Raw genomic sequence first — 12,981 nt, forward strand, 5'->3', positions numbered from 1 at the left:
CTGCAATCATATACATAACATCATGGGACACCATAAAGAAGAAAAAGAAAACTTTGATTACATATACTATTTGGTAGGATTAATCTCTGGCTTATTTGTAGGCGGTATTATTGAAAAAGGCTTTACCTGGATTTTTGTAGGTGGTGTTTTAGGCTTGTTAACTGCTGCTGCATATATCGCCGTGTTAGTTCGTGGCCGTAATGAAGAGGCCTGATCCTGACCTACCTTCATTTATAAAAAATTGGAACCAGTTTTACGGCATTGTTGCCGCATGGCTGGTTTTTTTAGTTTTAGTATTCTGGCTCATTACCAAATTCTTTGAATGAGTTTAACCGACTGGATTGTTTTAGGCCTTACCATATTTTCTATAGTGCTTTATGGCATATGGAAAAGCGGCAATAATAAAAATATCGACCAGTTTTTGATGGGCAGCCGTTCTTTACCCTGGTACCATGTGGGCTTATCGGTAATGGCTACCCAGGCAAGTGCTATTACCTTTCTTTCGGCGCCGGGCCAGGCTTATTCAGACGGGATGCGTTTTGTGCAGTTCTACTTCGGGCTGCCCCTGGCCATGATCGTACTTTGTATCACCTTTGTCCCCATTTTCCATCGCCTTAAGGTTTATACTGCTTACGAATTTTTGGAACAGCGTTTTGATCTGAAAACCCGGGCGCTTACATCGTTCCTCTTCCTGGTTCAGCGCGGCCTTTCAACCGGCATTACCATTTATGCTCCGTCTATCATCCTCTCAACCATATTAAATATTAATACGGTTTACACTACACTGTTTATAGGTGGGCTGGTAATTGTTTATACCGTTTATGGCGGTAGTAAGGCTGTGTCATATACCCAGCTATTACAAATGAGCATTATTTTTACGGGGATGTTTTTGGCAGGAGTACTGGTTGTTTACCTGTTGCCCGGCAATGTAAGCTTCATGAGCTCGCTCAAAATGGCCGGTAAAATGGGCCGTATGAACGTGATAGACTGGAAATTCGACCCCAATAACCGTTATACCGTTTGGAGCGGGTTGATTGGGGGCTTCTTTTTACAGCTTTCATATTTTGGTACAGATCAAAGCCAGGTTGGCCGTTATTTAACAGGCAGCTCGGTAGGGCAAAGCCGCCTCGGGCTAATCATGAATGGCCTGATCAAGATCCCGATGCAATTCCTGATCCTGCTGATAGGGGTGCTGGTTTTTGCGTTTTACCAGTTTAACCGCCCGCCAATGTTTTTTAACCAGTATGAGGTTAAACAAATTCAAAAAAGCGTTTACGCTGCGGAATACGACCATCTCAATCAGCAATATGGCCAGGCTTTTGAGCAAAAAAAGATCAAGGCTAACGAGTTGATAAAAGCCATCGACAGTAAAAATGAAGATCGGATCGGTTATGCCAAAGATCAATTAAAGGTGGCCGACACTAAGGCCCGCCTCATCAGGCAAAACGCTATTGAACTGATGAAGAAAAATAACCCCAAGGCCGATGATAACGATACCAACTACGTATTCCTTACCTTTGTTACCCAGTATCTGCCCAAAGGTTTGATAGGATTACTGATGGCCATTATTTTTCTGGCCTCTATGGGCTCAACCGCGAGTGCTTTAAATTCATTAGCATCAACCAGTGTGGTTGATATTTACAAACGCATTGTTAATCCCAACGCCACAGATCAGAATTATTTAAATGCATCGCGCCTGGCAACGGTGTTCTGGGGCCTGGTTTGCATTGGGATGGCCCTTTACGCCAGCCGTATAGGTAATCTGTTAGAAGCCGTAAACCAATTGGGCTCTTATATTTACGGAACCATCCTTGGAGTGTTCATAGTGGCCTTCTATCTTAAAAAAATAAAAGGAACTGCGGTATTTATAGCGGCAGTTATAACGGAAGCAATTATTTGTATCCTGGGCTATTTTGATGCAATCGCTTATTTGTGGCTCAATGCTATCGGTGCTGTTTTATTGATTGTGATTGCGTGGTTGATCAGTAAAGCCCCCTCTAAATCTCCCCCGGTTGGGGAGACTTTCTGAATATTATCAATTCATAAAAGAAAATCGCCATTTCCTATAAAAAACAGCGATTTTCTTTTTAAAGCCCTCCCTTCCGGCGAGGGCTGGGTGGAGCTTAGGGCTATCGCTTAGCCTGGTCCAGGGCTTCCTGGTTTAAGCGGGCATATTCTTCATCTTTGTCGGCGTTGGCTAAGGCAATACCGGCTTCTGCAGCTGCTATAGCACCGGCTTTATCACCTTTACGCAGTAACAAACGCGACTCCCATAGCTTATACCATGGGCCTTTAGGCTCAATTTTTTCGGCTTCGTAAACCCAGCCAAGGGCTTTATCAACGTCTTTATGGTTTTCGTAGTAGTATTGTATGGCGTTGAAATAGTATGGTTTGCGGTCGCCTTTCATCAGCTCATCAATATTAGCTGTAATTTTGGCGTCGTCATCAGTTTCCATGTGGATATAGGCCGCGGTCTTGTCCCAAACCAAAACAAGGTCGGTTGATTTGGTAGTTGTATTAACAAAAGCCATAGTAAATGTTTCGCGTTTTTCGCTCACGCGGATTGGCTTGATATTAAAACGCAGAAAATCCTGGTCTTGCTTGTAACTATAAGCACCCCATTGTTTTACAACTTTGTTTAAGATGATAGTCCATTCGCCTTTAGTTGGGATGCTGAATAGCGAATAAGTGCCTGCAGGTACAGGGTTACCTTCAATAACAACTTTTTCGGTAAAAGTGATGGTTGTTGCCGCGTTGGCGCCGGTACGCCAAACTTCGCCGTAAGGGATAATGCCCCCGAATATTTTGCGGTCTTTAACATTTGGACGGGAATAAGTGATGGTTATTTTCCCTAATCCGAAATCCTGGATGATGGTTTGAGTTGAGCTGGCCTCAGGTATGCGGGGTATCTGGGCGTATGACTTTGAGCTAAAACAACAGCACGCTATCAGCATACTGAACAGGAGTACGTAGGTTTTTTTCATGATTATAGTTTTCGAATCTAAGATACCAAATGTTTTAATGCGGATATTATTGTGTATGACCTAAAAATATTTTCAAGGTTTAGAAGCCTTAATACAAATACGTAATAAATGAAGGCCGCGTTGCTGCAAAGCTAAAATTGCCAGCGCTTTATTACCTTTGCACCCATGATTGACGTTATATTAAAGAAGGGTAAAGAAAAAGCCGTACTGCAAAGGCATCCCTGGGTATTTTCAGGAGCGATTGAAAAAGTAAAGGGCAAACCTGCCAATGGCGATGTGGTTCGCTTAGTGAATACACAGGGCGAATTTATGGCCTATGGCTTTTATAACGATCAGTCGAGGGTTACTTTGCGCTTGCTGGAGTGGGACAAGGATGTACAGGTAAACGAAGCCTGGTTCCGTGAAAAAGTAGCAACCGCGGTTAAAAGCCGTAATAACATATTGGCTAACGGTACCAATACCTGCCGGTTGATCTTCAGCGAATCTGACTATTTACCGGGACTTATCGTTGATAAATATGCAGGGCATTTAGCCGTGCAGGTACTTACCTCGGGTATTCAAAATGTGATGCCTGTTATTATTGATGAACTAAAAAAACTGCTGAATCCCGAAAGTATTTCGGATAAAAGTGATAATGCTTCACGTGCCCACGAAGGGCTGGCCGAAGCTGAGAATAAAGTACTTGCTGGCAGTCCGCCGCCTGAGCTGGTTGAGGTGATAGAAAACAACGTTATTTACGGTATCAATATCACCGAAGGCCAAAAATCCGGCTTTTATTGTGATCAGCGCGATAATCGTCATGTGTTGGCTGTACATACTAAAGATAAAAAGGTACTGGACTGCTTTTGTTATACCGGCGGCTTTACGCTGAACAGCCTTAAAGAAGGCGCCGCATCAGTAACCAGTGTAGACAGCTCGGCGTTAGCTATTGAAACGCTGGCCGAAAATATCAGGCTGAATAAACTGGATGCAACCAAACACACGGCTATTAAATCCGACGTGAATGTGCAGCTGCGCAAATTCAGGGATGAGGGCGAGAAGTTTGATGTAATCGTACTCGATCCGCCTAAATATGCGCCATCACGCTCGGCGCTCACCCGTGCTTCGAGGGCTTATAAAGATTTGAACCGTTTGGGTATGCTGCTGCTTAATGAGGGAGGCTTGCTGGCAACCTATTCCTGCTCGGGTGCTATGGATATGGAAACCTTTAAACAGGTAATTGCCTGGGCCGCGCTTGATGCGGGTAAACAGGTTCAGTTTATCTACCAGTTCCATCAACCCGAAGACCATCCGGTACGTGCTTCCTTCCCCGAAGGCGAGTATCTGAAAGGTTTGCTTTGCCGGGTGTTTTAGTCGCCCTCCCCCCCTAAAGGGGGAACGTTAGCCGAAGGCCTGTTTTGCGTAGCAAAACAGGCCTTCGGCATTTATGATATTGGGTTTTCAAATACGATAAAAAAATGTCATTGCGAGGAGCGGAACGGAAATGAGCGAGGGCGCGACGTGGCAATCGCATGCTATACAGGGCGGCTCTGCTTCCGTGCGATTGCCGCGCTATCGCTCGCAATGACATGTTTTTTGTCCATTTCATAAACCGGTTATAATCTATCACCCCAGGTTACGCTATCGCTAAACCTGGGGCAGTTTTCTTTAATTAACCCTTCCATCCGCTTAAAAAAGCGGTTAATTTTTGTACGGTTAATAAAATTTTAGTCCAATTAACCCCTTTTTTAACCCCCGTTTTAATACCACCCGCTATATCATTGCTGTGCCAAATGGAAAACATGATATGTATTAAGCGGGTTTAACCATCCCTGTTTAATGGTTTTTGCTTCCCTTTTTGGCAAGAGTTATAAACCCATTAACCAATTATTTATGTACGAAAATTTTACCAATTATGATGGATGCCATCGCATCCGTTATCGTGCTAAAATTAAAGGGATGCTTCAATGCTGCATAACCGCCCTTTTATTTTTAGCCATGTGTACTTCGGCTTTTGCTCAGGGCAGCAAAATAACCGGTGTAGTAAATGACGAGCATGGGCAGCCACTGCCCGGTGTAAGCGTTAAGCTTAAAGGTACGCCCAATGGTACAACTACTAATGTTAACGGCCAGTTTAACATCAATGCCGAACCAAGCCAAACGCTGGTTTTCACTTTCCTGGGTTACGTTGCACTGGAAGTAAATGTAGGTAATCAGAAAAGCATCACCATTAAGCTTGAGCCAAACGCCACCAACATGAACGAGGTGGTTGTGGTAGGTTACGGTACCCAGCGTAAAGCAACGGTGACCGGATCGGTTGCATCGGTTACCAACAGCGAAATCGTGACTACTAAAAACGAGAACGTGCTGAATATGCTTGCCGGTAAAGTGGCTGGTGTTCGTATTACTCAGAACACGTCTGAGCCGGGATCATTCAGCAATGCTTTTGATATCCGTGGTTTTGGTAACCCGCTGGTAGTTATTGACGGGATTCCCCGCGATAACATCAGCCGCCTCGATCCTAACGATATCGAAAGTGTCTCGGTACTGAAGGATGCATCGGCCGCTATCTACGGTGTGCGTGCTGCAAACGGTGTGGTTATCGTAACTACCAAGAAAGGTAAAAAAGGTATGGTTGATCTTAACTACTCAGGTACCTATGGCTGGCAAATCCCATCGTACATGCCAAAACCTGTTGGCGCTGTTGATTTCATGACCCTGGTTAACGAGCAGTTGCTGCATAACGTTAACGGCGGGCAGGTTAAATATACCGATGCTGATTTTGCAGCCTATAAAAATGGCTCAAAAACAAGCACAGATTGGTATAGCCCTGTTTTTGCTAATAGCGCTCCCCAGCAACAGCATAACCTGAATGCAACAGGCGGTACCGATAACAGCAGCTATTTTGTAAGTATGGGTATTACCGATCAGGACGGCTTTTTCAAAAGTGGAGACCTGAACTACAAAAAATATAACCTGCGATCCAACCTTACCACCAAAATCAATAAAAACCTTACTGTTGATGTAAACCTGAGCGGTACGCTCGAACAAAAGAATCAACCTTACCAGGATGCATGGTGGATTATCCGCTCGTTTTGGAGACAGGTGCCTACCCAAAGTATCTATGCCAACAACAATCCGGCTTACCTGAATAATGGCGAGGTTGATGGTTCAAACCCTGTTGCAATGGCCGATGCCAATGTTGATGGTTACAAACAAATTGCTAACAAGTGGTTACAGTCTTCGGTATCTGCAACGTACAATGTGCCTTTTGTACCGGGTTTAAGTGCTAAGGGCTTGTATAACTACGATTACTATTTCTCAAGTAATAAAATTTATCAGCGCTCATATAACCAGTATAACTATGACGCCAACAGCAATACCTACGCGCCTATTGCTAATCAAACTCCGGGTTCACTCACCCGTCAGTTTTATGAAAAGCCAAGCACTTTGATGCAGCTTTCGTTAAACTATGCTAAGCAGTTTAAAGGTGGGCATAATGTTACGGCCTTAGCGCTTTATGAAGAAAGCGAGCGAAAAGGCGATAATTTTAACGCACAGCGTCAGCTTTCACTGCCTGTTGATCAGCTATCGGCAGGTAATGCGTTAAATCAAACTGCTACCGTTGACGGCGGCTGGCCTTATGATTTTGTAACCAAATCATTTGTTGGTCGTGTAAACTACGATTACAAATCGAAATACCTGGTTGAATTTAGCTTCAGGGATGATGCCAACTCTAAAAACTCGCCGCTTAAACGTTGGGGCTTCTTCCCGGGTGCGTCTGCAGGCTGGAGGATTTCACAGGAAGGTTTCTGGAAAAATGCTAAAGCCCTTTCGTTTATTGACGACCTGAAGATCCGTTTATCATACGCTAAACTGGGAGACGATGACAAACTCGACGCTTATCAATATCTTACAGGTTATAACTACCCTGCTGATGGCGACAACAATAGGTTGCCTCCGGGCTCGGTATTTGACGGTACATTTGTGAACGGTGCGCAAAGCCGCGGCATTCCCAACCCTTACATTTTTTGGTTTGTTGCAAAAACATACAATGCCGGTATCGACCTGCAGGCCTGGAATGGTTTGTTAGGTTTAACTGTTGATGCCTTCAGGCGCGACAGGAGCGGTTTGCTTGATACCCGTGCCGATAACCTGCCGGGCGTAGTAGGCGCCGGTTTACCACAGGAAAACCTTAACAGCGATCGTGCCCAAGGGTTTGATATTGAAATAAACCATCGTTACCACATAGGCAGCTTTAACTATTTTGTTAAAGGTACATTCGGGTATACCCGCACACAATGGATTAGCAAGGTTCACTCTGCTTACGGTAACTCACAGCTTAATTGGCATAATAATAACGACAACCGCTATAACAACATATTCTGGGGTTTTGGTGCCGATGGCCAGTTCCAAAACTATCAGCAGATCCTGAACAGCCCGCAGTTTGTATCACGTAACGCGGTAGTTGGTGATTACATTTTGCAGGATTGGAACGGCGACGGCGTGATCAACGATCAGGACGTGCACCCGATAGCACAAAACGTAAGTAACAACAATTACAGCGTACCTTCAACTACATTTGGTTTAACACTGGGCGGTTCATACAAAGGCTTTGATATCAATACCGTATGGCAGGGAGCTGCGGGTATTAACGTATCCTACATCGAACAGTTGAACATCCCGCTATGGGGTGGCGGCAGTGCCCTATCTATGTTCATGGACAGGTATCACCCAACCGATCCTAAAGCCGATCCTTATGATCCGAACACCGTTTGGACTCCAGGTACATTCGCACTTACCGGTACAACCGCCAATACCAATTCATTGTCAAACATTCACAGTGCGGCTTATGTGAGGTTAAAATCTGCTGAAATTGGCTACAGCATTCCTGCCGCAGCCGCCAAAAAGGTTGGTATTAAAGGCGCAAGGATCTTTGTGAACGGGTACAACATGTTAACCATTACAGGTTTGAAATATCTTGACCCTGAACACCCATCGGCCAACTACGGCTATTTATACCCCTTAGATAAAATTTATTCAATCGGTGTAAATGTTAAACTATAATCCATTACAGATCATGAAAAAATACACATATACGATATTGGCTTTTTTACTTTGCTGGACAACGGCATGTAAAAAGCTGGATACCCTGCCCCCAAGTATTGTTAAAGACGATGACGTTTTTGCAACAGCCGCGGGAATTCAGGCCTACATGTCAAGGCTGTACAGTGAATTACCTATCGAAGATTTCAGGTATTCGCCCGAAAGAGGTTTAAATATGTTCTGGATCATCAGCCCTACAAGCGCCACCACCGGCGAGGCTTTAAGCCGTGATCAGAACGGGTCAATGCAGGAAAACACAGGCCTATCAACCTGGGGCGATTGCTACAGGGTTATCAGGGATGCCAATTATTTTGCCGAAACGCTGCCTAAATACGCCAGCAACTTCACCAGCGACCAGGTAAACAACTGGTTAGGTGAAGCAAGGTTTGTTCGTGCTGCTACATACTTTGCATTGGTTAAACGTTACGGTGGTGTGCCGCTTGTTGATAAAGTGCTTAACTATCCGGAGCAAAGCATCGAAGAACTGAAAATACCTCGTTCGTCTGAAGAAAAGATCTATGATTTTATCGGCACCGATCTGGATTATGCTTATACCAATCTACCTGAAACTAACCAGGCAGGCAGGGCCAGCAAGTATGCAGCTGCCGGTTTCAAATCAAGGGCAATGCTTTACGCCGGTACAATAGCTAAATACAACCAGATCACATTGGTTGATGGCAGCGGCAACAGGCTTTGTGGTATCCCGGCAGCAAAAGCGGTTACTTATTTTAAAGCAGCTTATGATGCAGCGGCATTGCTTGATGGTAGATACAGCTTATACAAAAAAGCGTGGGCTGCGGGTGATAAAAATGCGCAGTACCTAAACTACGTGAACATGTTTTTTGATGCATCAAGCCCTGAAAACATATTTGTTCGTCAGTATCACTACCCTGAATCGGTACATGGTTATGATGCCTACAATGTGCCACGCCAGTTGATGGGTGCTAATGGTTACTCATCTGAAGTTAACCCTACGCTGGATTTTGTGGAGATGTTTGACGGCTTTCCTAAAAATGCAGATGGTACTATCAAAACTACAACCGGTGGTAAATACGATCTGTACACCAACACCATGGATATATTTGCCAATGCCGAGCCAAGGTTAAGGGCAACCGTAGTTTTGCCGGGTGATGTAATGAAAGGTGTAAGCATCGAAATCCGCAGGGGGATTTATACAGGCTCTTCGGCAGGTGGTATCAGCCCGCTGTTGCCTGCAGGTTCTACTGCTCATTATCCTACTGATAATATTGTGCAATCGGCCAACGCCAGCCAAACGCCATACAAATTGCCAAACGGCACAACTATGAACCCTGCCGGTTTAAGCGGTTATTTCACAGGCGATGGTACCAATTCTGTTTCCGGGTTCTCTATCCGTAAATACATCGTACCGGATAAACCAACATCTGAAGTATTGGAAAACCGTTCTGATCAAACCTGGATAGAATTGCGTTATGCCGAAGTATTGCTTAACCGTGCCGAGGCTGCTGTAGAGTTGAACTCGTTAGGCCAGTCGGATAAAAGCTATCTACAGGATGCCTTTACGCAAATTAACGCTATCCGTGAACGTGGTGGTGCCAACCTTTTAACCGGTACTGCCGACCTAACCATTAATGTGGTACGTAAAGAGCGCAAAAAAGAGCTTGGTTTTGAAAACAAACAATACTGGGATATGCGCCGCTGGAGGGTAGCTGATAAAGAACAAAACAGTACTATTTACCGCACGCTGATGCCTTTCTATTCGGCCAATGATGGTAAGTATTTCTTTGATGCCCGCTTAGACGAGCGTAATTCAAGGTACACTTTTGATGTACGCTGGTACTATGAGCAGATTCCGCAGGGCGAGATCCAGAAAAGCCAGAATTTAATTCAAAATCCGGGTTATTAATTTTAAGAGAGAGATGAAAAAACTATTTTATAGCATAGCATTAAGTGTATTGGTTGCCGCAGGCAGCTCATGCAAAAAAGTTGATAATTATGCCGCTCCCAATGTTACCTTAAAAGGCACCGTAACGGATGCAGGTACAGGCAAAAGCCTGCAAACAGAACAAGGTTCAGGCACCCGCATCAAATTATTGGAGATAAGCTGGAGCGCTAACCCAACCCCTTTTTATATATCCTCATTTCAGGATGGTACTTATCAAAACACCAAACTGTTTGCAGGCAAAAATGTAATTTCGGCAGAGGGCGCTTTTGTGCCATTGGTGCAGGTTGACGATGCCGGCAAAACCATTGTTGATAAAAGCCAGACAGTTGATGTTAAGGATGTAACTACCGTAAACTTTTCGGTTGAGCCATTTTTAAGGATAGAGTGGGTTGGTGATCCTGTTTTAAATGCGGATGGTACCATTACTACCAGCTTTAAAGTTACCCGCGGTACTGCCGATCCCAATTTTCAGCAAAACGTAAGTGATGTGGCTGTATTTGTTAATTCAAACAACTACGTAGGCAATAATAACTACGATAACCGCTACACACCTAAGCTGAGCGGTAATGATGCAAATAACTCGGTTGGTAAAACTCTTAGTCTTACCACGCTTGGTGGCGCATTGCCGGGTAAAAGGAGCTATTTTATCCGCGTAGGTGCAAGGGTTTCCTATGGCCTTAATTACTATAATTATACCGACGTTAAAGAGGTAAAGGTTCCGTAAAAACAAATAATACCTGTGTGAGGGAGGGGCCGTGGGAGTGGTTCCTTCCAACACAGTTTTATAAAATATAACTATGAAAAACACGCTGCTTTTTTGTTGCGGACTTGCATTTGCTGCCGGCTCTTATGCGCAGGATACTAACCCAAAGCCAGCTTCCCTAAAAGAAAAAACTGCTTTTCAAACCAGCAGCCCATGGAGGCCCGAAATTGATGTACGATCAGACATTGCCATTGTTTATGGTACCAACGATCATCCAAACATGACCTTTGAGCAACGCGTTAAATCATGGCGCGACCGTGGCTATGACGTAAATTTCATGACCGGCATTGCCTGGGGCGATTACAAAGATTACTTTTTAGGTAAATGGGATGGTAAAAACCACCTTGGCGTAGGGCAGGTAACTCAAAGAGGCGATACAATTTTCCACGGGAAGGATATGCCTTATGTTGTGCCCGATGATTCGTTTATCGAATACATGAAAACTGCCGTCGTCAAACGGGTAATAGACGTAGGGATCACCAACATTTTTTTAGAAGAACCTGAGTTTTGGGCCCGTGCCGGGTATAGCGCCGGCTTTAAAAACCAATGGCAAAAATATTACGGCTTCCCATGGAAACCACAGGACGCATCTCCTGAAAATACTTACTTATCCAACAAGCTAAAATATAACCTGTACTATGAAACCATCAAACAGGTATCATCATACGCCAAGGAGTATGGCAAAAGCAAAGGGATGAACATTAAGGTGTTTATTGCTACGCACTCGCTGGTAAATTATTCGTCATGGCAAATCGTTAGTCCGGAGGCAAGTCTGGCATCACTACCGGGTATTGATGGTTACATCGCCCAGGTATGGACGGGTACCTCACGCGAGCCTACTTATTTTAATGGCTTAGAAAAGGAGCGTGTATTTGAAAATGCTTTCCTTGAATATGGTTCGGTAGTATCCATGACGGCCCCAACCGGCCGTAAAGTATTTTTCCTTACCGACCCGATTGAAGACCGTGTGCATGACTGGAGCGATTACAAACGCAACTATCAGGCTACTTTTACCGCCAAACTGTTGTACCCGATGGTTGCCGATTACGAGGTAATGCCATGGCCCGAAAGGATCTATACACACCCCTACCCGGTATTGGGGACTAATGAAAAAACACTGATCCCTCAGTTTTACTCAACCCAGATGCAGATCATGGTAAACGCGCTGAATGATATGCCTGTTTCAACCAACAAAGTATCTGGTGTTAATGGAATCGGTGTGCTGATGAGCAACACCCTGATGTTCCAGCGCTTCCCAACACATAACGGCTTTGAAGATCCGCAGTTCTCTAACTTCTATGGTCAAACGCTACCACTGGTAAAACGCGGCGTTCCGGTACAAACTGTACACATGGAAAACCTGGGTTATGCGGCATCGCTTAAGGATATCAAAGTTTTGGTGATGAGCTACTCCAACATGAAACCAGTATCGGCTGAAGTTCATGAGCATTTGGCCGAATGGGTTAAAAACGGCGGTGTACTGATCTACGCTGGTCGTGATGATGATCCTTATCAATCGGTAATGGAATGGTGGGATACAAAGGGCAATAATTTCAAAGCTCCATCCGAACATCTGTTTAAACTGCTGGGTATAAACCCAACCGGGAATGATCAGCGTTTTGCTGTTGGTAAAGGAGCGGTTTATGTACTGAGGCAAAACCCCAAAGAGTATGTAATGCAGGCTAATAATGATGATAATTTCATCAAAACTGTAAAACAAGCTTATGAAAAAGATGCCGATGGTGGTAAGCTAAAATTTAAAAATAGCATGTACCTGGAGCGCGGCCCGTATGATATTATTTCGGTAATGGACGAAAACACTGACAGCAAATCATATACTGTTAAAGGCCCCGTTATCGACCTTTTTGATCCGCAGTTACCTGTGTTGGATAAAAAAATCATTAATCCTAATGAGCAGGCCTTGTTATACGTAGTTAAACGTGTTGAAGATAAAAAGCAACCAAAAGTATTAGCTTCGGCCTCAAGGGTTTATGATGAAGTTATAACAGAAAACAGCTACAGTTTTGTAGCCAAAAGCCCGATTAATACATTAAACAGCGCCCGGATCTTATTGCCGGCGCAACCGAAAGAAACAGTAGTTACCGATAATACAGGAAAAACCATTGCTGATGTAAAATCCTCGTGGGATAAATCATCAAAAACCCTGTACCTGGGCTTTGCCAACAGTCCCGATGGTATCAAGGTGAGCATTAAATGGTAAAAGA

8 protein-coding genes are annotated in these 12,981 nt (G+C 44.3%); 7 read left to right on the plus strand and 1 reads right to left on the minus strand.

Features of this window, described 5'->3' with window-relative positions:
* Positions 1-22: 22 nt before the first annotated feature.
* The gene (locus tag ACEN82_RS23210; RefSeq protein ID WP_090531057.1) at positions 23-214 is read left to right on the plus strand and encodes a hypothetical protein; all 192 of its coding nucleotides are present in this window, start codon (positions 23-25) and stop codon (positions 212-214) included.
* A gap of 108 nt (positions 215-322) precedes the next feature.
* On the plus strand, positions 323-2,029 hold the full coding sequence (locus ACEN82_RS23215; RefSeq protein ID WP_413321140.1) for a sodium:solute symporter family protein: 1,707 nt from the start codon (positions 323-325) through the stop codon (positions 2,027-2,029).
* A 100-nt stretch (positions 2,030-2,129) separates the two neighbouring features.
* Here the strand turns inward: ACEN82_RS23215 and ACEN82_RS23220 are convergent, their stop codons facing one another.
* Positions 2,130-2,984 carry a DUF2911 domain-containing protein gene (locus ACEN82_RS23220; RefSeq protein WP_129569848.1) on the minus strand — a complete coding sequence of 285 codons (855 nt, stop codon included), beginning with the start codon at positions 2,982-2,984 and terminating at the stop codon, positions 2,130-2,132.
* A 165-nt stretch (positions 2,985-3,149) separates the two neighbouring features.
* On the opposite strand from ACEN82_RS23220, the gene ACEN82_RS23225 reads away from it, so the two are divergent.
* The 5 genes from ACEN82_RS23225 to ACEN82_RS23245 all read left to right on the plus strand — a co-directional run bounded on the left by ACEN82_RS23225 (position 3,150) and on the right by ACEN82_RS23245 (position 12,977).
* Positions 3,150-4,337 (plus strand): class I SAM-dependent rRNA methyltransferase, encoded by a 1,188-nt coding sequence (locus tag ACEN82_RS23225; protein ID WP_413321139.1) that lies wholly within the window; start codon positions 3,150-3,152, stop codon positions 4,335-4,337.
* A 519-nt stretch (positions 4,338-4,856) separates the two neighbouring features.
* Positions 4,857-8,030, plus strand: coding sequence for a SusC/RagA family TonB-linked outer membrane protein (locus ACEN82_RS23230; RefSeq protein ID WP_413321138.1), 3,174 nt, complete (start codon positions 4,857-4,859; stop codon positions 8,028-8,030).
* A gap of 13 nt (positions 8,031-8,043) precedes the next feature.
* Positions 8,044-9,954: a RagB/SusD family nutrient uptake outer membrane protein gene (locus ACEN82_RS23235; RefSeq protein WP_413321137.1), complete on the plus strand. Its 1,911-nt coding sequence runs from the start codon at positions 8,044-8,046 to the stop codon at positions 9,952-9,954.
* Positions 9,955-9,967: 13 nt separating this feature from the next.
* Positions 9,968-10,717: a DUF3823 domain-containing protein gene (locus ACEN82_RS23240; protein WP_090531079.1), complete on the plus strand. Its 750-nt coding sequence runs from the start codon at positions 9,968-9,970 to the stop codon at positions 10,715-10,717.
* A gap of 73 nt (positions 10,718-10,790) precedes the next feature.
* Positions 10,791-12,977, plus strand: coding sequence for a hypothetical protein (locus ACEN82_RS23245; RefSeq protein WP_413321136.1), 2,187 nt, complete (start codon positions 10,791-10,793; stop codon positions 12,975-12,977).
* The last annotated feature ends 4 nt before the right edge of the window (positions 12,978-12,981 follow it).

This window comes from Mucilaginibacter sp. Mucisp73, assembly GCF_059491465.1.

Coding starts and splice junctions, on each gene's coding strand:
- ACEN82_RS23225 (WP_413321139.1), top strand. CDS start 3,150: ATGATTGACGTTATATTAAAGAAGGGTAAAGAAAAAGCCGTACTGCAA.
- ACEN82_RS23230 (WP_413321138.1), top strand. CDS start 4,857: ATGTACGAAAATTTTACCAATTATGATGGATGCCATCGCATCCGTTAT.
- ACEN82_RS23245 (WP_413321136.1), top strand. CDS start 10,791: ATGAAAAACACGCTGCTTTTTTGTTGCGGACTTGCATTTGCTGCCGGC.
- ACEN82_RS23210 (WP_090531057.1), top strand. CDS start 23: ATGGGACACCATAAAGAAGAAAAAGAAAACTTTGATTACATATACTAT.
- ACEN82_RS23235 (WP_413321137.1), top strand. CDS start 8,044: ATGAAAAAATACACATATACGATATTGGCTTTTTTACTTTGCTGGACA.
- ACEN82_RS23215 (WP_413321140.1), top strand. CDS start 323: ATGAGTTTAACCGACTGGATTGTTTTAGGCCTTACCATATTTTCTATA.
- ACEN82_RS23220 (WP_129569848.1), bottom strand. CDS start 2,984: ATGAAAAAAACCTACGTACTCCTGTTCAGTATGCTGATAGCGTGCTGT.
- ACEN82_RS23240 (WP_090531079.1), top strand. CDS start 9,968: ATGAAAAAACTATTTTATAGCATAGCATTAAGTGTATTGGTTGCCGCA.